25 protein-coding genes are annotated in these 25,824 nt (G+C 69.2%); 11 read left to right on the top strand and 14 right to left on the bottom strand.

All coding sequences use genetic code 11. The annotated features are described in order from the left end of the window. Positions 1-11: 11 nt before the first annotated feature. Positions 12-992, bottom strand: coding sequence for an aldose epimerase family protein (locus FNV62_RS18175; RefSeq protein WP_097284536.1), 981 nt, complete (start codon positions 990-992; stop codon positions 12-14). Between the two features lie 139 nt (positions 993-1,131). Then, a complete protein-coding gene (locus FNV62_RS18170) occupies positions 1,132-2,034 on the bottom strand; it encodes an SGNH/GDSL hydrolase family protein (RefSeq protein ID WP_060896025.1) in 903 nt (300 codons plus the stop codon). A gap of 256 nt (positions 2,035-2,290) precedes the next feature. On the opposite strand from FNV62_RS18170, the gene FNV62_RS18165 reads away from it, so the two are divergent. After that, positions 2,291-2,785 carry a DUF3145 domain-containing protein gene (locus FNV62_RS18165; protein ID WP_054231012.1) on the top strand — a complete coding sequence of 165 codons (495 nt, stop codon included), beginning with the start codon at positions 2,291-2,293 and terminating at the stop codon, positions 2,783-2,785. A gap of 157 nt (positions 2,786-2,942) precedes the next feature. Here FNV62_RS18165 and fabF read toward each other — a convergent pair whose 3' ends face one another. From fabF to fasR, 5 genes are all read right to left on the bottom strand, one after another. Next, complete coding sequence (fabF, locus tag FNV62_RS18160; protein ID WP_054231011.1) at positions 2,943-4,214, bottom strand: beta-ketoacyl-ACP synthase II; 1,272 nt, start codon at positions 4,212-4,214, stop codon at positions 2,943-2,945. Positions 4,215-4,320: 106 nt separating this feature from the next. Then, positions 4,321-4,569, bottom strand: coding sequence for an acyl carrier protein (locus FNV62_RS18155; protein ID WP_028800941.1), 249 nt, complete (start codon positions 4,567-4,569; stop codon positions 4,321-4,323). Between the two features lie 77 nt (positions 4,570-4,646). Continuing rightward, on the bottom strand, positions 4,647-5,678 hold the full coding sequence (locus FNV62_RS18150; RefSeq protein ID WP_054231010.1) for a ketoacyl-ACP synthase III: 1,032 nt from the start codon (positions 5,676-5,678) through the stop codon (positions 4,647-4,649). A 14-nt stretch (positions 5,679-5,692) separates the two neighbouring features. Further along, on the bottom strand, positions 5,693-6,619 hold the full coding sequence (locus FNV62_RS18145) for an ACP S-malonyltransferase (protein ID WP_097284533.1): 927 nt from the start codon (positions 6,617-6,619) through the stop codon (positions 5,693-5,695). A gap of 89 nt (positions 6,620-6,708) precedes the next feature. Then, on the bottom strand, positions 6,709-7,914 hold the full coding sequence (fasR, locus tag FNV62_RS18140) for a fatty acid biosynthesis transcriptional regulator FasR (protein WP_054231008.1): 1,206 nt from the start codon (positions 7,912-7,914) through the stop codon (positions 6,709-6,711). A gap of 132 nt (positions 7,915-8,046) precedes the next feature. On the opposite strand from fasR, the gene FNV62_RS18135 reads away from it, so the two are divergent. Beyond that, positions 8,047-8,706, top strand: a complete 660-nt coding sequence (locus FNV62_RS18135) for a pirin family protein (protein WP_097284532.1) — start codon at positions 8,047-8,049, stop codon at positions 8,704-8,706. A 101-nt stretch (positions 8,707-8,807) separates the two neighbouring features. Here the strand turns inward: FNV62_RS18135 and FNV62_RS18130 are convergent, their stop codons facing one another. After that, the gene (locus tag FNV62_RS18130) at positions 8,808-9,632 is read right to left on the bottom strand and encodes a serine hydrolase domain-containing protein (RefSeq protein ID WP_097284531.1); all 825 of its coding nucleotides are present in this window, start codon (positions 9,630-9,632) and stop codon (positions 8,808-8,810) included. Between the two features lie 19 nt (positions 9,633-9,651). Further along, entirely contained in the window at positions 9,652-10,137 is a 486-nt protein-coding gene (locus tag FNV62_RS18125) for a GNAT family N-acetyltransferase (RefSeq protein WP_097288930.1), read from the bottom strand. Positions 10,138-10,269: 132 nt separating this feature from the next. Between FNV62_RS18125 and FNV62_RS18120 the strand changes: the two genes are divergently transcribed. After that, positions 10,270-10,758, top strand: coding sequence for a MerR family transcriptional regulator (locus FNV62_RS18120; RefSeq protein WP_054231051.1), 489 nt, complete (start codon positions 10,270-10,272; stop codon positions 10,756-10,758). Continuing rightward, complete coding sequence (locus FNV62_RS18115) at positions 10,755-11,768, top strand: aldo/keto reductase (RefSeq protein WP_054231006.1); 1,014 nt, start codon at positions 10,755-10,757, stop codon at positions 11,766-11,768. Before FNV62_RS18120 ends, FNV62_RS18115 begins: the two co-directional genes overlap by 4 nt. 42 nt (positions 11,769-11,810) lie before the next feature. Here FNV62_RS18115 and FNV62_RS18110 read toward each other — a convergent pair whose 3' ends face one another. From FNV62_RS18110 to FNV62_RS57105, 3 genes are all read right to left on the bottom strand, one after another. Next, on the bottom strand, positions 11,811-12,659 hold the full coding sequence (locus FNV62_RS18110; protein WP_181360879.1) for a DUF4429 domain-containing protein: 849 nt from the start codon (positions 12,657-12,659) through the stop codon (positions 11,811-11,813). 66 nt (positions 12,660-12,725) lie between these two features. Beyond that, positions 12,726-13,943 (bottom strand): alpha/beta hydrolase, encoded by a 1,218-nt coding sequence (locus FNV62_RS18105; protein WP_143654968.1) that lies wholly within the window; start codon positions 13,941-13,943, stop codon positions 12,726-12,728. Positions 13,944-14,146: 203 nt separating this feature from the next. Then, on the bottom strand, positions 14,147-14,803 hold the full coding sequence (locus tag FNV62_RS57105) for a TetR family transcriptional regulator (RefSeq protein ID WP_060896032.1): 657 nt from the start codon (positions 14,801-14,803) through the stop codon (positions 14,147-14,149). Between the two features lie 113 nt (positions 14,804-14,916). Between FNV62_RS57105 and FNV62_RS18095 the strand changes: the two genes are divergently transcribed. Next, on the top strand, positions 14,917-16,539 hold the full coding sequence (locus tag FNV62_RS18095; RefSeq protein WP_097284527.1) for an MFS transporter: 1,623 nt from the start codon (positions 14,917-14,919) through the stop codon (positions 16,537-16,539). Between the two features lie 276 nt (positions 16,540-16,815). Here the strand turns inward: FNV62_RS18095 and FNV62_RS18090 are convergent, their stop codons facing one another. Both FNV62_RS18090 and aceE read right to left on the bottom strand, forming a co-directional pair. After that, on the bottom strand, positions 16,816-17,583 hold the full coding sequence (locus tag FNV62_RS18090) for a potassium channel family protein (protein ID WP_143601514.1): 768 nt from the start codon (positions 17,581-17,583) through the stop codon (positions 16,816-16,818). Between the two features lie 111 nt (positions 17,584-17,694). After that, positions 17,695-20,442, bottom strand: a complete 2,748-nt coding sequence (gene aceE / locus FNV62_RS18085) for a pyruvate dehydrogenase (acetyl-transferring), homodimeric type (RefSeq protein WP_060896035.1) — start codon at positions 20,440-20,442, stop codon at positions 17,695-17,697. Between the two features lie 469 nt (positions 20,443-20,911). Here aceE and FNV62_RS18080 point away from each other — a divergent pair, with 469 nt between their 5' ends. The 6 genes from FNV62_RS18080 to FNV62_RS18055 all read left to right on the top strand — a co-directional run bounded on the left by FNV62_RS18080 (position 20,912) and on the right by FNV62_RS18055 (position 25,761). After that, a complete protein-coding gene (locus FNV62_RS18080; protein WP_054231000.1) occupies positions 20,912-21,340 on the top strand; it encodes a DUF3052 domain-containing protein in 429 nt (142 codons plus the stop codon). 369 nt (positions 21,341-21,709) lie between these two features. Next, on the top strand, positions 21,710-22,168 hold the full coding sequence (locus FNV62_RS18075; RefSeq protein ID WP_060896037.1) for a peroxiredoxin: 459 nt from the start codon (positions 21,710-21,712) through the stop codon (positions 22,166-22,168). A gap of 129 nt (positions 22,169-22,297) precedes the next feature. Next, positions 22,298-22,873 carry a TerD family protein gene (locus FNV62_RS18070; protein ID WP_054230998.1) on the top strand — a complete coding sequence of 192 codons (576 nt, stop codon included), beginning with the start codon at positions 22,298-22,300 and terminating at the stop codon, positions 22,871-22,873. Positions 22,874-23,077: 204 nt separating this feature from the next. Next, on the top strand, positions 23,078-23,653 hold the full coding sequence (locus tag FNV62_RS18065; RefSeq protein WP_054230997.1) for a TerD family protein: 576 nt from the start codon (positions 23,078-23,080) through the stop codon (positions 23,651-23,653). Between the two features lie 111 nt (positions 23,654-23,764). Continuing rightward, positions 23,765-24,913, top strand: a complete 1,149-nt coding sequence (locus tag FNV62_RS18060) for a DUF475 domain-containing protein (protein WP_097284526.1) — start codon at positions 23,765-23,767, stop codon at positions 24,911-24,913. 107 nt (positions 24,914-25,020) lie between these two features. Then, positions 25,021-25,761, top strand: coding sequence for a TerD family protein (locus FNV62_RS18055; protein WP_060896039.1), 741 nt, complete (start codon positions 25,021-25,023; stop codon positions 25,759-25,761). Positions 25,762-25,824: the final 63 nt, after the last annotated feature.

The raw sequence follows: 25,824 nt of genomic DNA, 5'->3' as shown, positions 1-25,824 counted from the left end.
CCGGTCGTCGGTTACTGGTCGCGGACGCCGAACCCGTACACGGTCTCCGACCGGTACACCCCGCCCGGCCGCAGTTCCGTGCTCGGGAACTCCGGCCGGTTGGGGGAGTCGGGGAAGTGCTGGGTCTCCAGCGCGACGCCGTCCCCGGGGGCGAAGGGGTCGCTCAGGTGCTCCGCGGTGTACAGCTGGAGCCCGGGTTCGGTGGTCGCGACCGTCAGCGTCCGCCCGGAGGACGGGTCGTGCAGCTCGGCGACCTCGACGGCGGTCTGCGTGAGCCCCTTGTCGAGGACGAGGTTGTGGTCGTAGCCGGCGCCGACCTTCCGCGCCGTACGGAAGTCGAACCGCGTCCCGTCGACGGCGTCCAGCGCCCCGGTGGGGATCAGATCGGCGTCCACCGGCGTCAACCGCGAGGCGTCCAGGCGGAGTTCGTGGCCGCCGGCGTTGCCCGTACCGGCCAGGTTCCAGTACGTGTGGTTCGTCAGGTTCACCACGGTCGGCGCGTCCGTGACCGCCTCGTACGCGATCCCCAGCGCGCCCCCCTCGTCCAGGGTGTACGTCGCCGAGACCTCCAGACGGCCCGGGAAGCCCTCCTCGCCGTGCGGGGAGACCCTGGTCAGGCGCAGCCCGTGATCGACCGGCTCCGCGTCCCACACTCGCTTGTCGAAGCCGCGCTCCCCGCCGTGCAGGGAGTTGGGCGGGTTGTTCGGCGCCAGGTGATAGGTGAGGCCGTCGAGCAGGAAGCGGCCCCCGGCGATCCGGTTCGCGTACCGCCCGACGAGTGCCCCGAAGTACGGCCCCGTGTGCGTCAGATAGCCGTCGAGGTCGGAGAACCCCAGCACCACGTCCGCGCGCACCCCGTCCCGGTCCGGGACCTCGACCGACTGGACGATCCCGCCGTACGTCAGGATCCGCACCCGCACCCCGGCACGCTCCAGCGTCCAGCGGTGGACCGGGGTGCCGTCGGGAAGAGTGCCGAAGAATTCGCAGTGCATGATCGAAAGCCTAGGCCAAGGATCCGAACGACAGGGCCCAGGGCCTGCCGTTCGGATCAGGTCGTTTCAGGAGACGGTGCTTGACCAGCGCCGGTGCGTGCCAGACCCCGTGGCCCAGGCCTGATCCGAACGGCAGGCCCTAGCTCACCGGCTTCGTCGCCGTCACCACCCGATAGGCCATCTCCGCGAGCCGCGCCTGCCCGTCCCTGCTCGGGTGGAACCAGTCCCAGTGGCTCAGCTGGTCCGTGCCGAAGCGGTAGTCGAAGACCGCGCCCCCGTCGAAGCGGCAGTGCTGGTCCTTGGCGCACACCTCCTTAAGGACCTGGTTGTACGCCTCCACCCGGTCCTGCACCGTCGTGCGCCGCCGCATCGCCGTCGTGGTCAGGGAGTCCGCGTCGCCCAGCATCGAGGGGCAGATACCCAGCTTCCAGATCTGCTTGCCCAGCGGGTTGCTCCGCCCCTCGGACCACAGCCGCTTCAGATCCGGCACGCTCGACACGTACACCTGGGTCTTGGGCAGCGCCTTGCGCAGCGTGTCCATGGCGTCCTCGAACTCGGCGCGGAACTCGGCGACGGGGGTCATCGCCGACACCGACGAGCGGCAGGCGTCGTTCGCGCCCGCCATCACGGTCACCAGCTCTGGCTTGTTCGTGACGGCCTGTGCCATCTGGTCGGGGAGATCCGCCATCCGGGCACCGGTCACCGCGTAGTTCCAGCTGCGCTCGGCGGCCCCGGCCTGCCCGAGCAGCCGCACGGCGAGGCTCTTGACCTTCGTGTCGCTGCCGGTCGCCCAGGACACCTCCGGACAGTCGGACAGCACGGTGCACGCGTCGAAGCCGCGGGTGATGGAGTCCCCGACGGCGGCCATCGACGTCGGGCTGCGGTCCCAGGTGGGGGTCGGCTTCGGGAACGCCTTGGCCGTCGTGCCCCGGGGCGCCGGGGAGTTGTCACCGACGGCGTCGCAGCCGGCGACGGCGACGCCCAGGAGAGCCGCCGACGCGATGGCGAGGGCGGCCCGAGAACGGTGAATCCTGTGACGCATCCCCTGGTCCCCTCGTTCGTCAAGCACGATTGCTCAGCACCATTGCTCAGCACCCATGCGACACGGTTGGCCGACACCCCGCAGTACGCGACCGGTCGCACCGCGTCCCCTTGGGTGAAACCTCAATGTTTCTGGGCGCTGGGACCGACGGTACGTCACACTCCTTGCGCCGCCGCACGGTAGCCTCGCCACGTGGCCGCCCTGCCACAGCCTTTCCGCTAAGTTACAAGATGTCTCGCTCTGTCCGGAGGCCCCAGTGACGACACGTGGAGTTCTCTACGTGCACTCCGCGCCCCGCGCGCTGTGCCCGCACGTCGAGTGGGCGGTCGCGGGCGTGCTCGGTACCCGCGTCAACCTCGACTGGATCCGGCAACCCGCCTCGCCGGGCACCTGGAGATCCGAGTTCTCCTGGAAGGGCGAGGTCGGCACCGCCTCCAAGCTGGCCTCCGCGCTGCGCGGCTGGCAGATGCTGCGCTTCGAGGTCACCGCCGAGCCCTGCCCCACGGCCGAGGGCGAGCGCTACAGCTGCACCCCCGAACTGGGCATCTTCCACGCGGTCACCGGAATCCACGGCGACATCCTCATCCCCGAGGACCGCCTGCGCGCCGCCCTCCTGCGCTCCCAGCGCGGCGAGAGCGACCTGGAGTCCGACCTCGCCAAACTCCTGGGCAAGCCCTGGGACGACGAACTGGAACCCTTCCGCTACGCGGGAGAGGGCGCTCCGGTCCGCTGGCTCCACCAGGTGGTTTGACTCTTAGTCGCCCTCAGGGGCAGCTCCCTGTTTTTAGGGGCGCGGGGAACTGCGCGCCCAGCCCCCACCAGCCCCCACCCGACGAACAAGCAAATGTGGCCCGAACTCCACCAGGGAGTCCGGGCCACACGCCGGTTCAGTACACCTACGGCCGAATTCAGATCGTACGGAACGCCAGCACCACGTTGTGCCCACCGAACCCGAACGAGTCGTTCAGGGCGGCAATGCGGCCCTCGACAGGCAGCTTGCGAGCCTCCCCGCGCACGATGTCGGCGTTCGCCTCGGCCTCGGGGTCGAGGTTCTCGACGTTGATGGTCGGCGGAGCGATCCGGTTGTACAGCGCCAGCACCGACGCCACCGACTCCACACCCCCCGCGCCACCGAGGAGATGACCGGTCATCGACTTGGTCGCGGAGACCGCCATGTGGTCGGCGTCGTCCCCGAAGACCTTGCGCAGCGCCTTCAGTTCCGCCACGTCACCGGCGGGCGTCGAGGTCGCGTGCGCGTTCACGTGCACGATCTCGGCCGGGTCCAGGTCGGTGTTGTCGAGCAGGTTCTGCAGGGCGTGGGAGATGCCGCGCCCCTCCGGCTCCGGCTGCACGATGTCGTGGCCGTCGGCGGAGATGCCCTGGCCGACCGCCTCCGCGTACACCCGGGCGCCGCGCTTGGCGGCGTGCTCGGCGGACTCCAGGACGAGGACGCCGGCGCCCTCACCGAGGACGAAGCCGTCACGCGCGACGTCGTAGGGGCGCGAGGCGCCCTGCGGGTCGTCGTTGTTCTTGGACATCGCCATCATGTTGCCGAACGCGGCGATGGGCAGCGGGTGGATCGCCGCCTCCGTACCACCGGCGACGACGACGTCGGCGCGCCCGGTGCGGATCATCTCGATGGCGTAGCCGATGGCCTCGGCGCCCGAGGCGCAGGCGGAGACGGGGGTGTGCACGCCGGCGCGGGCGCCGACGAGCAGACCCACGTTGGCGGACGGGCCGTTCGGCATGAGCATGGGAACGGTGTGCGGGGAGACGCGGCGGACGCCCTTCTCCTTCAGCACGTCGTACTGGTCGAGCAGCGTCGTCACGCCACCGATGCCGGAGGCGATGACGGTGCCGAGCCGGTCCGGGTCGACGGAGGCGTCGTCGCCGGCCTTGTCGGTGAAACCGGCGTCGGCCCAGGCTTCCTTGGCGGCGATCAGAGCGAACTGCGCCGAGCGGTCGAGACGGCGGGCCTGCGGGCGGGGGATGACCTCGCCCGGCTCCACGGCGATCTGCGCCGCGATTCGGACCGCCTGGTCGGCGGCCCAGTCCTGCTCCAGGGCGCGGACACCGGACTTGCCGGCGACGAGGCCCTCCCAGGTAGAGGCTGCGTCGCCACCCAGCGGTGTGGTTGCGCCGATACCGGTGACGACCACGGTGCGATTGGTCGAGCTCACGGGAATTCTTTCTCCAAATACGAGGATTCAGCGGCGCCACCGCCGGGTGGCGGGGCAACGGACTGATCGGTGGACCGGGCCGGGCGAACCGGGCCCGATCGCTGGATCAGGCCTGGTGCTTGAGGATGTAGTCGGTCGCGTCGCCGACGGTCTTGAGGTTCTTGACGTCGTCGTCCGGGATCTTGACGTCGAAGCGCTCTTCGGCGGCGACGACGACCTCGACCATGGACAGCGAGTCGACGTCCAGGTCGTCGGTGAAGGACTTGTCCAGCTGGACGTCCTCGGTGGGGATCCCGGCGATCTCGTTCACGATCTCGGCGAGACCTTCGACGATCTCTTCCTGAGTGGCGGCCATGTCAGGCGCTCCTTCGGTGTGTATCCAGAGAGGGTTGGCGGTATTCCGTACGGACCGGATGATCCGGCACGGAGTGCCTAGGGGAGAGTAACGACCGTCGCGGCGTACACGAGACCCGCCCCGAAGCCGATGACGAGCGCGGTGTCGCCGCTCTTCGCCTCGCCGGTCGCCAGAAGCCGCTCCATCGCGAGCGGGATCGAGGCGGCCGAGGTGTTGCCGGTGGTGCGTACGTCACGCGCGACCGTGACGTGCTGCGGCAGTTTCAACGTCTTCACCATCGAGTCGATGATCCGCTCGTTGGCCTGGTGGGGAATGAAGACGTCCAGGTCGTCCGCGGTGATTCCGGCCGCGTCCAGCGCCTGCTGGGCGACCTTCGCCATCTCGAACACGGCCCAGCGGAACACCGCCTGGCCCTCCTGCGTGATCGCAGGGAACTTGATCTCGCCCTTGGAGTCGAGGGGAAGCTCGGACACGTCGCCGATGCGGAAACGGTCCCACGGCACGGTCTGCTTGATCGTGCCGGCCTTGTCGCCCTCGCTGCCCCACACGGTCGGGCCGATGTGCGGCTCCTCGGAGGGGCCCACGACGACCGCGCCCGCGCCGTCACCGAACAGGAAGGCCGTCGCACGGTCCTCCAGGTCGGTCAGGTCGGACAGCCGCTCCACGCCGATGACGAGGACGTACTCCGCCGAACCCTCGACGATCATGCCCTTGGCGAGCGTGAGGCCGTAGCCGAAGCCCGCGCAGCCGGCCGAGATGTCGAAGGCGGCGGCCTTCTGCGTGCCGAGCTTGTCGGCGATCTCCGTCGCGACGGCCGGAGTCTGGCTGAAGTGCGAGACGGTCGAGACGACCACGGCGCCGATCTGGTCGGCGTTGATCCCGGCGTCGGCGATGGCCTTGCCGGACGCCTCGATCGACATCGCGGCGACGGTCTCCTCGTCGGAGGCCCAGTGCCGGGTCTCGATGCCGGAGCGCGAGCGGATCCACTCGTCGGAGGAGTCGATCGTCTCGAGGATCACCTCGTTCGGCACGACCCGGACGGGACGGTAGCCGCCCACACCCAGGATCCGCGCGTACGGGGCGCCCTTGCTGGGCCTGATCTTCGACATGCTCTGTCGGCTCCTTAGGCGGAGGCGTGCTCGGCGATGAGCTCGCGAGCCGCGTCGAGGTCGTCGGGGGTCTTCAGCGCCAGGGTCTTCACACCCGGCAGCGCGCGCTTGGCGAGCCCGGTCAGGGTGCCGCCCGGGCAGACCTCGATCAGCGCGGTCGCGCCGAGCTCCTGGAAGGTCTCCATGCACAGGTCCCAGCGGACCGGGTTCGCGACCTGGCCGACCAGTCGCTGCACGACCTCGGCGCCGGTCGTGACAACCTTGCCGTCCTTGTTCGAGACGTACGCGATCTTCGGGTCCACGGGGCTCAGGGCCTCGGCGGCCTGCGCCAGCTTCGCGACCGCGGGTGCCATGTGGTGCGTGTGGAACGCGCCGGCGACCTTCAGGGCCACCACGCGGCGGACGCCCTCGGGCTTGTCCGCCTCCAGGGCGGCCAGCTGCTCCAGCGTGCCGGCGGCCACGATCTGGCCCCCACCGTTCACGTTCGCCGGGGTCAGACCGAGCTTCTCCAGGTGCGGGACCGTGGTCTCGGGGTCCCCGCCGAGCAGCGCCGACATACCGGTCTCGGTGATCGCGGCGGCCTCGGCCATCGCCAGACCCCGGGTGCGCACGAGCTTCAGCGCGGCCGTGGCGTCGAGCACGCCCGCGAACGCGGCGGCGGTGATCTCACCGACGCTGTGACCGGCGACGGCACCGGGGCCGAGCTCGGCGACGTCACCGAGCGCGGCGGCGGAGAGGAGACCGGCGGCGACCAGGAGCGGCTGCGCGACAGCCGTGTCCCGGATCTCGTCCGCGTCTGCCTGTGTGCCGTAGCGGGCAAGGTCGAGCCCGATGGCGTCCGACCACGCGGCGAGGCGGTCGGCGGCACCGGGGAGATCGAGCCAAGGGGTCAGGAAGCCAGGCGTCTGAGCGCCCTGGCCGGGAGCGACGAGTACGAGCACTCTCACACTCTCTCTTGTGGACGGCCACGGCCGCCCGTGGGGACAGGGACGAAGAACACGAAGGGGAATTGTAGAGCCCCGACAAAAGCCTAGGCTTGAGGATCCCCATCGGCCAGACGCCCCAGGATCAGCGCGATCCGCAGTGTGAACGCGGATCGTACATCCGAAGGCGACCAACCGGTGACGTCAGTCACACGTCGGAGCCGGTAGCGCACGGTGTTGGGGTGAACGAAGAGCATCCGGGCCGCGCCTTCGAGGCTGCTCGCCTGTTCCAGATAGACACTGAGCGTTTCCAGCAGCGCGGAGCCGGCTTCTTCAAGCGGTCTGTAGATCTCCTCCACCAGTTGCTCGCGCGCCGAGGGGTCTCCGGCGATCGCGCGCTCCGGCAGCAGATCGTCCGCCAGAACCGGGCGCGGGGCGTCCTGCCAGGCGAAACACGCCTTCAGCCCGGCGGCGGCGGCCTGCGCGGAGCGGGTCGCGGCGAGCAGATCGGGCACGATCGGCCCCGCGACGACGGGCCCGGCGGCATAGGGCCCGATCAACGACTTCGCGACCCCGAGCGGGTTGTTGTTACCCCCCGCGATGACCACGAGCCGGTCCCCGAGCACACCGGTGAGCACCTGCAGCTTGGCGTGCCGGGCGGCGCGCCGGATCGCCTCGACCGTCAGCTCGCTGTCACCGTCGGGCGCCGTACCCAGCACCACGCAGACATGTTCGGGCGAGTTCCACCCGAGGGCGGCGGCCCGGCTGACGGCACCCTCGTCGGCCTCGCCGGAGAGCACGGCGTTCACGACGAGCGATTCGAGGCGGGCGTCCCAGGCGCCCCGGGCCTCGGCGGCCTGCGCGTACACCTGGGCGGTGGCGAAGGCGATCTCCCGGGCGTACACGAGCAGCGCCTCGCGCAGTACGGACTCGTCGCCCGGGGCGGCGACCTCGTCGATCGCGCTCTCCATGACCTCGATGGTCGTGCGCACCATCTCCACGGTCTGCCGCAGGGTGATCGCCCTGGTCAGCTCGCGTGGCGCGGTCCCGAACACATCGGTGGAGATGGCCTGCGGGGCGTTCGGGTGCCGGAACCACTCGGTGAAGGCCGCGATACCGGCCTGAGCGACGAGCCCGATCCAGGAACGGTTCTCCGGTGGCATGGCCCGGTACCACGGCAGCGTCTCGTCCATCCGCGCGATGGCCTGGGCGGCGAGACTGCCGGAGGACTTCTCCAGCCGCTTCAGGGTCGCGGAGTGCGCGTGGATGTCGTGCGCTGGGCGCTCGGTGTTGCTGGATTCGGGTTCGGGCACGGGACAAGACTGCCTTATCAGGACGGAGGCGTGCGGCGGCGGGTCGCAAGTAGGCGGGGGGAGGGCCTGGGGCGGGGCTACGGTGTCCGTTGTGACGGACGTACGGCGACGACGGCGGAACGAGCGGATCTGATGGACGTACGGCGCGCGGACGAGCGCTACCACGGAGGTGACCCGGACGCCGGGATCACCTCCTTCCACGCCTTCTCCTTCGGACCGCACTACGACCCCGACAACCTCCGCTTCGGCGCGGTGATCGCCTGCAACGAGGAGTGGCTCGCGCCCGGCGCCGGCTTCGACGAGCACCCGCACAGCCACACCGAGATCGTCACGTGGGTGGTGGAGGGGGAGCTGACCCATCGCGACTCGGCGGGCCACGAGTCGGTGGTCCGCCCCGGGGACGTCCAGCGCCTCAGCTCCGCGGGCGGCGTCCGCCACGTGGAACGCAACGACGGCTCGGTCCCCCTCGCCTTCGTCCAGATGTGGCTGGCCCCGCTGTCACCCGGCGGCGAACCGTCCTACGAAGTCGTCCACGGCATCGCCGACTCCACGCCGTACGCCGTCCCCGAGGCCGGGGCGATGCTTCATGTGCGGAGGCTGGCGGCGGGGGAGCGGACGGCGGTGCCGGACGCCGGGTTCGTGTACGTCCATGTCGTCCGCGGCGAAGTGCTCCTGAACGGCGAGGAGTTGGGCCCCGGCGACGCGGCCCGCATCACCGAGGCCAAGGACCTGGAAGCGGTGGCGGGAGCCCCCGCGGAGCTGTTGCTGTGGGAGATGACCCCCACGATCTGAAACTCCGATCGCCATCGAGCCCCGGCCGACCGGAGGCTTTTAGGGGCGCGGGGAACTGCGCGACCAGCCCCCACCCACCCGCAGCCGAAGAACCGGTGGGATCAGGGTCGTAGGGCTGTCACCACGGCATCCGTGAACGGGGGCCAGGACTCGACCGCCCAGGGGCCGAACGCGCGGTCCGTGAGGGCGACGCACGCCGCGCCCGCCACCGGGTCGATCCACAGGAACGTACCGGACTGACCGAAGTGACCGAAGGTCCGCGGGGAGGAGGAAACCCCCGTCCAGTGGGGGGACTTGGAGTCGCGGATCTCGAAGCCGAGCCCCCAGTCGTTGGGGTTCTGGTGGCCGTACCCGGGCAGCACCCCCTTCGTACCGGGGTACTGGACGGTCATGGCCTCCAGGACCGTACGCGGATCGAGCAGCCGCGGCGCCTGCACCTCGGCCGCGAAACGCACCAGGTCCGCCACCGTCGACACCCCGTCCCGCGCGGGCGAGCCGTCCAGCGACGTCCTCGTCATCCCCAGCGGCTCCAGCACCGCCTGCCGCAGATACTCCCCGAAGGGGATGTCGGTCGCCTTGGCGACATGGTCCCCGAGCACCTCGAACCCGGCGTTGGAGTACAACCGCCGCTCCCCGGGCGCGGACGTCACCCGGTGCTCGTCGAACGCGAGCCCGGAGGTGTGCGCGAGGAGATGACGAACCGTCGACCCGGCAGGACCGGCAGGCTCGTCGAGCTCGATCGCCCCCTCCTCGTACGCGACGAGCGCGGCGTACGCGGCCAGCGGCTTGGTGACCGAGGCGAGGGCGAAACGCTGATCGACGGGACCGTGCGACCCGAGCACCGCCCCGTCCGCGCGGACGACGGCCGCCGCCGCCGTGGGAACGGGCCAGTTCTCGATCGACGCCAGGCTGCTCTGCAAAGACATGCCTACGAGCCTAAGCGGCTCACAGCTGCAGCCGCATCGACGGGTCGGCCTTGCGGACGAATCCGAGCGAGGCGTACAGCGGCTCGGCCGCGGCGGACGCGTTGAGGTCGACCTGGCGGACGTTCCGTTCGCGGAACCAGTCGAGGAGCGTCTCCATGCACGCCCGCGCGTACCCCCGCCGCCGCGCGTCCGGATCGGTCGCGACGCTGAAGACGTGCCCGACCGCGCCGTGCGGATTGCCCGCGCGCCCGATCCGGTACTCGATCGTCCCCGCGACGAGCGCCGCGAGAGCGCCGGGCCGGTCGGGGTGGTCCGGGTGGTCCACGACGAAGGCCACGAAGTCCCCGTCGAGGTCGGCGAGCCTGCCGCGTATGGTCGGAAGGGACTGGGCGTGCCACTCGGTGGACGAGGGGCCGGCGGAGGCGAAGACCGAGTCGATCATCACCTGGCGCAGCCGCAGCACTTCCTCGGCGTCCTCGGGCACGGCACGGCGTACGAGACTCATGATCCGCACGGTAGTCAGGGTGCCCCGCGCACGTCTCCGTATTTTCGGCGGGCACCCGTCGGACGTCGCCGGGCGGGTTCTCACCCGAATCCACTTGCTTCGAGTGCACTCGAAGGTTTTAGCGTGGAGGTCATGACGGTGATGGAGACCACGGCCGAGGCCGCCGAGACCGGCACCAGTACGCGTACCCGGGACTGCGCCGCCCCACCCCATCGGCACCGGCGCCCGGACGGTCAGGACAACTACACGATCAGCGAGGTCGTCGCCTTCACCGGCCTCACCGCGCACACCCTGCGCTGGTACGAGCGGATCGGGCTGATGCCGCACATCGACCGCTCGCACACCGGCCAGCGCCGCTACAGCAACCGCGACCTGGACTGGCTCGACCTCGTCGGCAAGCTCCGGCTGACCGGTATGCCGGTCGCCGACATGGTCCGGTACGCGGAGCTGGTGCGCGAGGGGGACGAGACCTACATCGCGCGCTTCGAGCTCCTGGAGGCGACCCGCCGCGACGTCAAGGCGCGGATCGCCGAGCTCCAGGACACCCTGGCGGTTCTCGACCACAAGATCAGTTTCTACGCGGACGCCGGGCGTGCCCTGGCGTCGGAGAGGTCCCGATGACGGACAGCAGGATCGCGAACGTGGAGCTGGGCACCGGCGGCCCCGAGGTCGGCGTACAGGGCCTCGGCTGCATGGGCATGAGCGCCGCGTACGGGCCCACGGACGCCGACGAGGCCCGGGCCACCCTGGAACGGGCGCTGGAACTGGGCGTCACGCTCTTCGACACGGCCGACGTGTACGGCCTGGGGGAGAACGAGAAGTTCATCTCGCCCTTCGTCAGGGCGCACCGCGACGAAGTCGTCCTCGCCACGAAGTTCGGCATCTTCCGTGATCCCGCCGATCCGACGAAGCGGACCATCCGCAACGACACGCCGTACATCCGCCGGGCCGTCGAGGGGAGCCTGCGGCGGCTGGACGTCGAGGTCATCGACCTCTACTACATGCACCGCCGTGACGTGAACATCCCCATCGAGGAGACCGTCGCCGCGATGGCCGAGCTGGTGCGCGAGGGCAAGGTCAAGCACCTCGGGCTGAGCGAGGTCACCGGCGGGGAGCTGCGCGCCGCGCACGCCGTGCACCCGATCGCGGCCGTGCAGTCGGAGTGGTCGCTGTTCAGCCGGGACATCGAGGCGGGCGTGGTGCCGGCGGTCCGTGAGCTGGGCGTCGCTCTGGTGCCGTACTCGCCGCTCGGGCGCGGTTTCCTCACCGGTTCGTTCGTCCACGCCGAGGATCTGACCTCGGACGACTTCCGCCGTACGATGCCGCGTTTCACCGGCGACAACGCGGCCGCCAACGCCGCGCTGCTGGAGCCGGTGCGTGCGGTCGCCGAGGCGCACGGGGCGTCGCCGGGGCAGATCGCGCTGGCCTGGGTGCAGCAGCAGGCGTCGTCGCTCGGGTTGCCGGTGGTGCCGATCCCGGGCACGACGAGGCGCAGCCGGGTCGAGGAGAACACCGCGGCCACGCGGATCGTCCTGACGGAGGACGAGTTGGCGGTGCTGGAGCCGATCGCCTCGAAGGTGGCCGGGGAGCGGTACGCGGACATGTCGTTCGCGTCGGCGGGGCGGGAGTAGAGCTCTGCGGGGCGGGAGCGGAGCCGCGCCCCGCGGACGACATCAGAGCTCGGCCAGCAGTTCCGCCTTCTTCGTCGTGAACTCCTCGTCCGTGACGAGGCCCGCCTGGTGGAGTTCGCCGAGGTGGCGGATGCGGTCGGCGATGTCGGCCGGGTCGCGGCGGGGAGCCGCGGTCGCCGGGGTGGGACCCGAGGCCCGTACGGCCGCGAGGACCGAGGCGGCGAACGGGAGGGACTCGTGGACGGGGCCGTAACCGAGGCCGAAGACGACCGCCGCCGGGTCCTGGTCCGCCTGGGCGGGCTGTGCGGTGGCGGGCTCGCGCCGCAGGAGCCGCAGATGGCCCTCGAAGACCTCGGGGGAGCGCCACTCGACCCCGCTGAGGCCGGTGACCGGGAAGCTCTGGTCGCCGGCCTTCCACTTGGCGGAGGACGCGCCCGTCCAGAACCAGCGGAAGGACACCGCCCTGCCGTCGAAGGAGGCCTTCCCGTCGTACGCCTTGAAGTGGAGCGGCGCCTCGGGCGGCGCGACGAGGTAGCGCTCGGGCGGTTCGGCGTCCTCGGTGAGCGCGGCGCGCAGCTCGTCCGCGTAGTACTCGGCGAGGGTCTCCCGGTCGGCCGGCAGCACCAGCCGATAGGGGTCGCCCCCTTCCTTCAGCTGTCCCGCGGCCGCCTCCATCAACGGATCCGCGCCCGCTCGCGGCACGGCGTGCAGGACGACCGTTCCGCGCTTGCCCGGCGTCAGTGTGACCCCCGCTATCGCCTCCAGGGGGATACGCCGTTCGCCGAGCGCCTGGAACAGCTTCGGCGTACGGATCCCCCGTTCGAAGCGGATGAGCACGGAGTCGGACTCGAACTCCCAGGCGGCATGAAATCCGGCCAGTACGTCACCCATGCGGGCCATCGTAAGCGGCTCGCACGTCTGCGTCGCCTCCCTGGGCGAACCGCAGTTTTTCGACCTCTACGCGCGTCCCGCCGCCGGGGTGTCGGACAAACCCTGTCGGCACGCGTCATCCTCGTGTGCGCACTGCACCGCCTGGTACGCGCCAATGCCGATCTCGGCGAAGTTGCGCAGGCTCTCGGTGCCCGGCTCGAAATAGCCTCCGTGGCCGTTCGCGCCCCGCGCGGACAGCACCCGGGCCCCGAACGCCTTCGACACCGGGTCGGCGCCGTGTCCGAGCCCGCCGAATTCGAGGTAGGGCACGTCCTGGATCCAGTCGCCGGAGTCCCGCATCGCCCAGACCCGGGCGGTGGTGTGCAGCGAGGACGCCTTCTGGGCCCGCATGCCGGGGCTGCCGGCGACCGCTATGTCGGAGACCCGGGAGGGCAGGGTGCGGGCGGCGAGACCGCACAGCACGGAGCCGTAGCTGTGGCAGTAGAGCGCGACGGGCGCACGGCCGGGCAGGGCGCGCAGCAGCGCGTTCAGCCGGATGGCGCCCTCCTCGGCGCGGCTGCCGGTGGCGGCGTCCATGCCGAGTCCGCTGGGCGTGGTGTAGTCGGCCCAGGCGATCACGGCCGTACGGGCGTGGGGGGCGGCGGCGTGCTCGGCCCCGTACAGGGCCTGCGCCATGCCGACCGGCGCCGAGTACTTCTTGTTGGTGCGCTGGAACGTGAGCAGATCGGTGTCGACGCCCGGCACCACGATGGAGATCCGCTCGGCCCGGTCGAGGTTTCCGAAGACCTCGGCGACCCGGCCCGAACCCATGGGGTCGAAGGCGAGGAAGTCGCGCCCCTTCTCCAGCATCGCCTCGTAGCGGTGCATACGGCGCCCGGCCTGCTGCTGTCCCAGGGACGAGAGCCGGTTGTCGTGCATGCGCTTCGTCTCGACCTCGCGCTGCTGGTCGATGGCGACGCGGTTGGCCTCGTAGCGCAGGGTCACGGGCGCGCCGTTCATGTTGCCGACCGCGAGCGGATAGCGGTGGGCGAGACGGGTGCGCTCGTGGACGTCGAGGGACGCGAAGAAGCGGGCGAGGCGGCTCGGCGTGGTGTCCGGGTCAGGCAGTCGCTGTCCGGCGACGCTGCCGTGCTCCCACGCGGAGCGGGACGACTGGAGAGGGGTTGCCCCTCGATGGCCCTGGAGTGCGGTCCAGCCACTGGTGGCCAGCATCACGAACACCACGGCCAACGCGAGCAGTGCGCGCCAGACGTTCAGTTGGGGGGATGAGTCGAAGGAAGTCACTGAGAGGACACCCTAGGAGAAGGTTGGCGCCTCCCGTTAAACGAGTGACTGGTATCACGTTTCTGGCAGGGTAATTGGGGCAAACCGGGTTCAGTTTCAGATAAATAGTGACGCTGTGTGCGCGGAGTTGATCGTTCCGTGCGTCGCTCCAGACGCCATTCCGCCCGCCGTTGCGTACGTCACTCCGCACGTCACGCCGCACGTCACTCCGCGCGCCACTTCTCCGCCAACGCGGGCCCCACCTGGTCGAGGTAAGCGGTGGTCAACTCGCGGATCGCCGGGATGCTGTGGTCGGCCCCCTCGCTCCACAGACGGCCCGTGATGCGCATCACTCCGCCGAACACGGCCACCGCGACGCGCGGTCTCGGGTCCGCGTCCACGTCGAGTCCCTCGCGCTCGGCGATGACCCGCGCGATCTCCTCCTCCAGTTCCGCCGAGCGGCGCAGGTAGGCGGCGAGGAGGGCGGGTGTCGACTCGATCAACTGGTAGGCGCGCATGTGCAGTTCGAGCGGCACGACGGACTCGATCGACTCGCCGATGGTGTCCCAGCCCTCCAGGACGGCGCGGCGCAGCGCCTCCAACGGGGCTTCCTGGGGCGGGCGTTCGCGTACGGCGTCGAGGAAGCGCGCCTCCGCGACCCCCTGGGTGAACAGGGCGACCTCCTCCTTGCCCGCGAAGTACCGGAAGAAGGTGCGCTGCGAGACGTCGACGGCCTCGGCGATCTCGTCGACGGTCGTCCGCTCGTAACCCTGGGTGGTGAACAGTTCGAGGGCGGCCCGCAGCAGCGCCTCCCGGGTGCGCTGCTTCTTGCGCTCGCGCAGGCTCGCCGGGGGCGACGTCTGGGCGGCTGTCGTCTCCATGAGGTCCTCTTCTGTTCTTTCAGCCCAGCTCAGCGTACTGGTGGGTGACGTGACAGTTACCGACTTGTGAATTGGTTTGTCAACTGTCAGTGGCTGTCACTAGCCTCGAAGGTATGACTAGTCAGACCACCATCGACACGACGGGTTCGGGGGACAAGGCTCCGGTCGCTCCGTCGGACAAGGCGCCGTCCGACGGACTGCGCGGCCATCCGTGGTTCACCCTGTTCACCGTCGCCGTCGGCGTCATGATGGTCGCCCTGGACGGCACCATCGTGGCCATCGCCAACCCGGCCATCCAGAAGGACCTGGGCGCGAGCTTCGCCGACGTCCAGTGGATCACCAACGGCTACTTCCTCGCGCTCGCGGTCACCCTGATCACCGCGGGCAAGCTCGGTGACCGCTTCGGCCACCGCCAGACCTTCCTCATAGGCGTGGTCGGTTTCGCCGCGGCCTCCGGCGCGATCGGCTTCTCCAGCAGCATCGCCCTGGTCGTCACCTTCCGCGTCTTCCAGGGCCTGTTCGGCGCGCTGCTGATGCCGGCCGCGCTCGGCCTGCTGCGAGCCACCTTCCCGGCCGAGAAGCTGAACATGGCGATCGGCATCTGGGGCATGGTCATCGGCGCCTCCACCGCGGGCGGCCCGATCCTCGGCGGTCTGCTGGTCCAGCACGTCAGCTGGCAGTCGGTGTTCTTCATCAACGTGCCGGTGGGCGTCATCGCGCTGGTCCTCGGCCTGATGATCCTGCTCGACCACCGCGCCGAGAACGCCCCCCGCTCCTTCGACGTCCTGGGCATCGCGCTGCTCTCCAGCGCCATGTTCTGCCTGGTGTGGGCGCTCATCAAGGCCCCGACCTGGGGCTGGGGCGACGGGGTGACCTGGACGTTCCTGGGCGCCTCGGTACTCGGCTTCGTGCTCTTCGCCCTGTGGGAGAAGCGGGTCGAGGAGCCGCTGATCCCGCTGGGGCTGTTCCGCTCCGTACCGCTGTCGGCCGGTGTGGTCCTCATGGTGCTGATGGCCATCGCCTTCCTGGGCGGCCTTTTCTTCGTCACGTTCTACTTGCAGAACGTGCACGGTATGAGCCCGGTCGACGCCGGTCTGCACCTCCTCCCGCTCACCGGAATGATGATCGTGGGCTCACCGCTGGCCGGCGCCCTGATCACCAAGACGGGCCCGCGCATCCCGCTCGCGGGCGGCATGGCCCTCACCGCGATCTCCATGTACGGCATGTCCACGCTGGACACGGGCACCAGCGGCGCCGTCATGTCGCTCTGGTTCGCCGGTCTCGGTCTCGGTCTCGCGCCGGTCATGGTCGGTGCCACCGAGGTCATCGTGGGCAACGCGCCGATGGAGCTCTCCGGTGTGGCCGGCGGCCTCCAGCAGGCCGCGATGCAGATCGGCGGCAGCCTCGGTACGGCCGTGCTGGGCGCCGTGATGGCCTCCAAGGTCGACGGCGACCTCGCGGGCAACTGGGCCGACGCCAAGCTGCCGCCGCTCACCCCGGCCCAGCTCGACCAGGCCTCCGAAGCCGTCCAGGTCGGCGCCGCACCGGTCGCCCCGGGCACTCCGGCCGCACTCGCCGAGAAGATCACGACCGTCGCCCACGACACGTTCATCTCCGGCATGAGCCTGGCCTGCCTGGTCGCCGCCGGGGTCGCCGTCGTGGCGGTCTTCGTCGCGCTCCTCACCAAGCGGGGCGACAACGCCGAGGCGGCGGGGGCGGGCGCGGGCCATATCTGAGTCTGCGTGTCTGACCAGCCCTGTTTTGCGCAGGTTTCACCTATCCGGGTGACACCGCCGAAGATCCCTCCCACCCGGCAGCCGTCGCACCTCACAGTGGGTCAAGTCCTCCGCACGACATGGGAGGACCACCGGAACTGCGGCGCGCTGCCGGAGGGGGGCAGCGCGCCCGCAGTCCGCAGAGGGGCGGGGCCGCCCCTTCAGGGGCGCCCTTCAGGGGCGCGGGGAATTGCGCGACCAGCCACAACGGACCCGCACCCGACAACGAACCCCCCGCTAGTGCGAACGTTCTTCCGCACCCTCTGGCACCGGGTGCCGAACCCCACCAGCCAGCGCAGCCACCTCCGCCCGGAGCGCCCGCACTTCCTCCGTGAGCGACTCGATCGCCGCCGTCTGTCGCCGCTCCTCCACGTCGTCCTTCTCGAACCGCGAGATGAACCACGCGGCGATGTTCGCGGTCACGACACCGAGCAACGCGATACCGGAGAGCATCAGCCCGACCGCGATCATCCGCCCGAGACCGGTGGTCGGCGCGTGATCCCCGTACCCCACCGTCGTCATCGTGGTGAACGACCACCACACGGCGTCACCCAGCGTCTTGATGTTCCCGTTCGGCGACTCCCGCTCCACCGACAGCACCGCGAGCGAGCCGAACATCAGCAGTCCGACGACCGCGCCCCCGACGTAGGTCGTCAGCCGGATCTGCTCATCCATCCGGGCCCGCCGCCCGACCAGCGTGAGCGTCGCGACGAGCCGCAGCAGTCGCAGCGGCTGGAGAATCGGCAGGATCACCGCGCACAGGTCCATCCAGTGCGTACGGACGAAGTCCCTGCGGTCCCGGACGAGTATGAGGCGCACGAGGTAGTCGGCGGCGAACGCGCCCCAGACCGTCCACTCCACGGCCGTGCACGCGCCGGTCAGGCCACGGCTCGCGTCGCTGTCCACGATCGGCACGGCGTAGGCGACGGCGAAGGCCACCGCGAGTCCCAGCAGGGGCCGCTGCGTGCGCTGCTCCCAACGGACCTGCACGGATTGCTCGTTCATGTCCGCATCGTAGGTGCACACAGCACACGCGAGAGGCGCGGGAAACCGGCTGGCCGGCTCCCCGCGCCTCTCGTTCCTGTCGTTTGTTTCCCCGGCGCTCGCGAGGAGCGCCTACGCGTCGCCGCCCGCGGCTCCCGGGTCGGCCGACGCCACGTCGAGCAGCTGATAGCGGTCGATCGCCTGCTTCAGCACCGACCGGTCGACCTTGCCCTCACGGGCCAGTTCGGTCAGCACCGCGACCACGATCGACTGCGCGTCGATGTGGAAGAAGCGCCGGGCCGCGCCGCGCGTGTCCGCGAAGCCGAAGCCGTCCGCGCCCAGCGACTGGTACGTGCCCGGCACCCACCGCGAGATCTGGTCCGGAACCGATCGCATCCAGTCGGAGACGGCCACGAACGGACCCTCGGCGCCGCTCAGCTTCTGCGTCACGTACGGGACGCGCTGCTCCTCCTCGGGGTGCAGCAGATTGTGCCGCTCCACGTCGACGGCCTCGCGCCGCAGCTCGTTCCAGGAGGTCGCCGACCAGACGTCGGCGCGCACGTTCCACTCCTCGGCGAGGATCCGCTGCGCCTCGACCGCCCACGGCACGGCGACACCGGACGCCAGGATCTGCGCCGGGACGGAACCCGAAGTTCCTTCCGCGTAGCGGTGGATGCCCTTGAGGATGCCGTCCACGTCGACGTCCGCGGGCTCGGCCGGGTGCTGGATCGGCTCGTTGTAGACGGTGAGGTAGTAGAAGACGTCCTCGCCGTGCGGGTGTTCGTCGGACGAGCCGTACATCCGGCGCAGACCGTCCTTGACGATGTGCGCGATCTCGAACCCGAACGCCGGGTCGTACGCGACACAGCCCGGGTTGGTCGAGGCGAGCAGCTGCGAGTGGCCGTCCGCGTGCTGCAGGCCCTCACCGGTCAGAGTCGTACGCCCGGCGGTCGCGCCCAGGACGAAACCGCGCGCCAACTGGTCGGCCATCTGCCAGAACTGGTCACCGGTGCGCTGGAAACCGAACATCGAGTAGAAGACGTAGACCGGGATCAGCGGCTCGCCGTGCGTGGCGTACGCCGAACCCGCCGCGATCAGCGAAGCCGTGCAGCCCGCCTCCGAGATGCCGTCGTGCAGCATCTGACCGGTCGGCGACTCCTTGTAGGCCAGGAGCAGATCGCGGTCCACGGACTCGTACTGCTGACCGAGCGGGTTGTAGATCTTCGCGCTCGGGAAGAACGAGTCCATGCCGAACGTGCGGTACTCGTCGGGCGCGATCAGCACGAACCGCTTGCCGATCTCCTTGTCCCGCATGAGGTCCTTCAGCAGTCGTACGAACGCCATGGTCGTGGCGATCGACTGCTGACCGGAGCCCTTCTTCACGCTCGCGTACGCCTTGTCGTCCGGCAGGGCCAGCGGCTGCGACCGTACGACGCGGGTGGGGACGTATCCGCCGAGTCCCTTGCGGCGGTCGTGCATGTACTGGATCTCTTCCGAGTTCCGGCCCGGGTGGTAGTACGGCGGCGCACCGGACTCCAGCTCCTTGTCGGAGATCGGCAGGTGCAGACGGTCCCGGAAGCCCTTGAGGTCGGCGACCGTCAGCTTCTTCATCTGGTGCGTGGCGTTGCGGCCCTCGAAGTTCGGGCCGAGCGTCCAGCCCTTGACCGTCTGCGCCAGGATCACCGTCGGCTGGCCCGCGTGCGCCTTGGCCGCCGAGAACGCCGCGAAGATCTTCTTGTGGTCGTGACCGCCGCGCCCCAGGTGCAGGATCTGGTCGTCGGTCATGTTCTCGACCATCGCGCGCAGCCGGTGGTCGTCACCGAAGAAGTGCCGACGGATGTAGTCGCCCGTCTCGGTGGCGTACGTCTGGAACTGGCCGTCCGGGGTGGTGTTCAGCTTGTTGACCAGCACGCCGTCGCGGTCCTGCGCGAGCAGCGGGTCCCAGGTGCGGTCCCAGACCAGCTTGATGACGTTCCAGCCGGCGCCCCGGAACTGGGACTCCAGCTCCTGGATGATCTTTCCGTTGCCGCGCACCGGGCCGTCGAGGCGCTGGAGGTTGCAGTTGACGACGAACGTCAGGTTGTCCAGGCCCTCTCGAGCGGCGATGGACAGCTGTCCGAGCGATTCCGGCTCGTCCATCTCGCCGTCCCCGAGGAACGCCCAGACGTGTGACTTGGAGGTGTCCGCGATGCCGCGCGCCTCCATGTAGCGGTTCATCCGCGCCTGGAAGATCGCGCCGAGCGGACCGAGGCCCATGGAGACGGTCGGGAACTCCCAGAAGCCCGGCATCAGGCGGGGGTGCGGGTACGAGGACAGACCGTACGGGGCCTTCGACTTCTCCTGCCGGAACGCGTCGAGCTGCTGCTCGGAGAGTCGGTCGAGGAGGAACGCGCGGGCGTAGATACCGGGGGAGGCGTGCCCCTGGAAGAAGATCTGGTCGCCGCCGTCGCCCTCGTCCTTGCCACGGAAGAAGTGGTTGAAGCCGACGTCGTAGAGCGAGGCGGAGGAGGCGAAGGTGGCGATGTGACCGCCGACGCCGATGCCGGGACGCTGGGCGCGCGAGACCATCACGGCGGCGTTCCAGCGGGTGGCGTTGAGGATCTTGCGCTCGATCTCCTCGTTGCCGGGGAAGAAGGGCTCGTCCTTGGTGGCGATCGTGTTGACGTAGTCCGTGCTGCGCATCTCGGGCACGGCCACGCGCTTCTCGCGGGCCCTCTCGATCAGCCGCAGCATCAGATAGCGGGCGCGCTCACGGCCGCGCTCGTCGACGGCGGCGTCGAGGGAGTCGAGCCACTCCTGGGTCTCTTCGGGGTCGAAGTCCGGGACCTGACTGGGAAGGCCGCCAATGATGATCGGATTGCGATCGGATCCGGAAACCACGCTGTTCCTTCACTGTCAGAGGGGCGTGTGAGGGCTGCCCGAGGGGTTGTCTGGGAAGCTGTCTGGGGCGGTTTTTCGGTCTGTCTGCACCGTTCCCCATCGTGTACCTCGGGAACGGAATCGTCATCTCTACCGAGAGGTAACCAACACATTCCTGCAGTTCGTTGGGACGTGCCCGACCAAAACGCAACGATACGCTCACTCCGTGACGCGTTCCGCAAAGTCGTTCGGGTCTCGTACGCTCCAAGGGTTCCGAAATTCATAAATGGGGCAGAAGGGTGTGGTGTGCGTCACTTGTGGCCTTGAATCCACGCCTGGGGTTGCGCCGACACCGCCGGGATCGTCACCGTTTCGGCGGTCTCGACGGCCGGGTACTTGCGCGATCCGCCCCGCCCGTGTGGACTACGGCCAATGCTTCGCGTACGCGCGTGGCTGAGACATCTACCGAAACATGATCAGGAGGCAAGCCGTGAGCGCGACCGCGGACCACGCGGAGGAGCGGACCAACCCGGCCGGCAGGCTGGGGTTCGAGCCCGGACAGGTGGTCCAGGAGATCGGCTTCGACGACGACGTTGACCACGAGCTCCGTGAAGGTATCGAATCGTTGATCGGCCAGGACCTGGTCGATGAGGACTACGACGACGTCGCTGACGTCGTGTTGCTGTGGTTCCGCGACGAGGACGGCGACCTTACGGACGCTCTGGTGGACGCCATCGGTCTCCTTGAGGACGGCGGCATGATCTGGCTGCTGACCCCGAAGACCGGCCGGGACGGCTACGTCGAGCCCAGCGACATCAGTGACGCCGCCCAGACTGCCGGCCTCTCCCAGACGAAGAGCATCTCGGTCGGGAAGGAGTGGTCGGGCACGCGTCTGGCCACGCCCAAGTCGAAGCGCTGAGCTCTCGCTCCGTCTGCCGCACCAAACCACCCAAGAGGCCCCCGTCGGCGTCCCGCCGTCGGGGGCCTCCCCCATGCCCCGGCCGTCCCACGCGTCCGCCGGGGCCTCCGCGACCAGGCCTGTGGGGGCGCGCGAGCACCACCCGCGCCGGACCACCGCACCGCCACACCCCACCCGAGCCCGGGCTCCGGGGCAGGCCGGCACCCACCCGGATGGCGGCAGCCCCCACGAGACGTTGCACCCCGGGCGCGCCGCGTCGGGATGGGGGTGGCGCGTGGGGCGCGTGGTCGGGGTGCGACCGGTGGGGTGGGGGGTGCTGCGTAGGGTGGGGTTCACCCGAACAGGCCCTTGGAAGGGGAGCGTGTGACTATGGCGATCGAGGTCGGCACCGAGGCACCGGACTTCGAGCTCAAGGACAACCACGGCGCCACCGTGAAGCTGTCCGACTTCCGTGGTGAGAAGAACGTGGTGCTGCTCTTCTACCCGTTCGCCTTCACCGGCGTGTGCACCGGCGAGCTGTGTGCCCTGCGCGACGAACTGCCGAAGTTCGTCAACGACGACGTCCAGCTGCTGGCCGTCTCCAACGACTCCATCCACACCCTGCGCGTCTTCGGCGAGCAGGAGAGCCTGGAGTACCCGCTGCTCTCCGATTTCTGGCCGCACGGCAACACTTCGCGCGCGTACGGCGTCTTCGACGAGGACAAGGGTTGTGCCGTGCGCGGCACCTTCATCATCGACAAGGCGGGCGTCGTCCGCTGGACCGTCGTCAACGGTCTGCCGGACGCGCGTGACCTGAACGAGTACGTGAAGGCGCTCGACACTCTGTGAGCCCGACACCCTGTGATTGTTCGGTCGCAGGGCCTGCAGGGTGCGGGAACCCGTCACTAGGATCGACACGTTGATCCGATACCAACGCACGACGGGGCTCCCCGCCCCTGGACACCATTGGGAGGACTCGTGGGAGTCAGCCTCAGCAAGGGCGGCAACGTATCGCTGACCAAGGAGGCCCCGGGACTGACCGCGGTCATCGTCGGTCTGGGATGGGACGCCCGAACCACCACCGGCGTCGACTTCGACCTCGACGCCAGCGCCATCCTCACGAATGCGGACGGCAAGGTGAGCACCGACCAGAACTTCGTGTTCTTCAACAACCTGAAGAGCCCGGACGGTTCGGTCGAACACACCGGGGACAACATCACCGGTGAGGGCGAGGGCGACGACGAGCAGATCAAGGTCAACCTCGCCGCCGTGCCCGCCGACGTCCAGAAGATCGTGTTCCCGGTCTCCATCTACGACGCCGAGAACCGCCAGCAGTCCTTCGGCCAGGTCCGCAACGCGTTCATCCGCGTGGTGAACCAGGCCGGCGAGGCGGAGATCGCGCGCTACGACCTCTCCGAGGACGCCTCGACGGAGACCGCCATGGTCTTCGGCGAGCTGTACCGCAACGGCCCGGAGTGGAAGTTCCGTGCCATCGGCCAGGGCTACGCCTCGGGCCTGCGCGGCATCGCGCAGGACTTCGGCGTCAACGTCTGACACGACCGTCGGGCGGGCCCGCGTCGGACGCGAACGTTTGATCTGAACGTTTGACGCGACCGTCCGACGTGAACGTCTGAGCCGTACGGCCTTCGGCTCCAGGCCCGGCGCCGCACGCTTCATGTGCGGCGCCGGACCCGCTGTACCACCGCGCGCAGGCCGCGCGGAACAACTGAAAGTCTGACCTCGGGGAGGACCAGCATCATGGGCGTCACGCTCGCCAAGGGAGGCAATGTCTCCCTCTCCAAGGCCGCACCCAACCTCACGCACGTGATGATCGGGCTCGGCTGGGACGCGCGCTCCACCACCGGAGCCGATTTCGACCTCGACGCCAGCGCCCTGCTGTGCAATTCCGGCCGGGTGCTCGGCGACGAGTGGTTCATCTTCTACAACCAGCTCAAGAGCCCGGACGGCTCCGTGGAGCACACCGGTGACAACCTCACGGGTGAGGGCGAGGGCGACGACGAGTCGATCCTGATCGACCTCTCCAAGGTGCCGGCCAACGTCGACAAGATCGTCTTCCCGGTCTCCATCCACGACGCCGACAACCGCGGTCAGACCTTCGGCCAGGTCAGCAACGCGTTCATCCGGGTGGTCAACCAGGCCGACGGCCAGGAGCTGGCGCGCTACGACCTCTCCGAGGACGCCTCGACGGAAACAGCGATGATCTTCGGCGAGGTCTACCGCTACAACCAGGAGTGGAAGTTCCGAGCGGTCGGACAGGGGTACGCGTCCGGTCTGCGCGGCATCGCGCTCGACTTCGGAGTCAATGTTTCCTAGGGCCCGCCCGAGTCAGCCGAAGGGGCGGCCCTCTAGACTTCGTGGTCAACAGTAGGTAAAGCCGAGTACGGCGCGGGGGAGACCCGTACATACACGATGATTGGGTAGCCAGTGCTTCTGAAAACCTTCGGCTGGTCGTTTGCGGTCACCGCGCTCGGCTTGGTCGCAGCGGTGATCTACGGGGGGTGGACCGCCTTTGGCATCGTGGCGATCCTGGCCATCCTGGAGATCTCGCTGTCCTTCGACAACGCGGTGGTCAACGCCGGGATCCTGAAGAAGATGAGTGCCTTCTGGCAGAAGATCTTCCTCACGGTGGGTGTGCTGATCGCCGTCTTCGGTATGCGACTGGTCTTCCCCGTCGTGATCGTGGCGGTCACGGCCAAGAAGGGTCCGATCGAGGCGGTCAACCTCGCGCTGACCGACAAGGACCAGTACCAACAGCTGGTCACGGACGCCCACCCGGCGATCGCCGCCTTCGGTGGCATGTTCCTTCTGATGATCTTCCTCGACTTCATCTTCGAGGACCGGGACATCCAGTGGCTGCGCTGGATCGAGCGCCCGCTCGCCAAGCTCGGCAAGGTCGACATGCTGTCGGTCTGCATCGCCCTGGTCGTGCTGCTGGTCTCCTCCATGACTTTCGCGGTCCACGCCCACCAGCACGGCGGCGCGCACATCGACAAGGCGCAGACGGTGCTGATCGCCGGCATCGCGGGCCTGATCACGTACATGGTCGTCGGCGGACTCTCCGGCTACTTCGAGGACAGGCTCGAGGAAGAGGAGGAGCGGGAGCACGAGGAAGAGGAGGAGGCCGCGCGGACCGGCAAGAAGAAGCCGGCCGTCGTCCTCGCGGGTCAGGCCGCGTTCTTCATGTTCCTCTACCTCGAGGTCCTGGACGCGTCCTTCTCCTTCGACGGTGTCATCGGCGCCTTCGCCATCACCAACGACATCGTGCTGATGGCGCTCGGCCTCGGTATCGGCGCCATGTACGTCCGCTCGCTCACGGTCTACCTGGTCCGCCAGGGCACCCTCGACGACTACGTCTACCTGGAGCACGGCGCGCACTACGCCATCGGCGCCCTCGCCGTGATCCTCCTGGTCACCATCCAGTACCAGATCCACGAGGTCATCACCGGTCTCGTCGGTGTCGTCCTGATCGGCTGGTCCTTCTGGTCCTCGGTGCGTCGCAACAGCGCGCTCGCGGCGGCCGAGGGAAAAGCGACGGCCTCGGACGACAAGACTGAGGTCTCGTCCGGGGTGTGAGTCCGGGAGCGTGATTCCGGGAACGCTCTGAGCGGGGCGGCCGTCGAGGACGAGTCCTCGTGGCCGCCCCGTCGCATATCCAGGCAACGTGGGGGCGGGACAAGGCAATGGGCTTCTGGGACGACCTGTGGCGCGGACGCTCGACGGACTTCGACTCCGGCAGTGCCGCCACCAATTCCATAGAACTGACCAAGCGGAACCACACGGTCTCGCTCACCAAACAGGGCGCGGCCACCGGCAACCTGCGCATCAACCTGTCCTGGCGCATGCGCACGTCGGACATCGGCGGCGGCCAGCAGCGGGGCAGCCTGCTGCGGCACCCCTTCAAGACCTTCAAGCCGGACGTGGTCCAGGCGCACACCCAGAGCATGGTGAACGTCGACCTCGACCTGGGCGTCATGTACGAGCTCGCGGACGGCTCCAAGGGCGTCGTGCAGCCCCTGGGCAACTTCCTCGGCGACATCAACGACCCGCCGTACGTGAAGCTCAGCGGTGACGACCGGTTCGGTTCCGCGTCCGGCGAGACGGCCTACGTCAACCTCGACCACCGCGACGACATCAAACGGCTCCTGGTCTTCGTGTACATCTACGACCAGACGCCCGCCTTCGACCGTACGCACGCCATCATCACGCTCTACCCGAGCAACGGGCCCCGGATCGAGATCGGCCTCGACGAGCGGCATCCGCAGGCCCGCTCCTGCGCGGTGGTGATGATCGAGAACAACAAGGGCGAGATCACCGTGCGGCGTGAGGTGAAGTTCGTGTACGGCTTCCAGGCGGAGCTGGACCGGTTGTACGGGTGGGGGTTGCAGTGGGGGCGGGGGTACAAGTCCAAGGCCGACCGTTGATGGTGCGCCCAGGAGCTCGGGTGCGTCGCTGTGTCGCACGACTGCGGGTTCGTTGTGGCTGAG

The organism is Streptomyces sp. RLB3-17 (assembly GCF_007113425.2).
In the GTDB taxonomy this organism is placed as follows: domain Bacteria; phylum Actinomycetota; class Actinomycetes; order Streptomycetales; family Streptomycetaceae; genus Streptomyces; species Streptomyces mirabilis_D.
The sequence above is the reverse complement of the archived record's forward strand: the minus strand, read 5'-3'. Positions and strand labels throughout refer to the sequence as shown.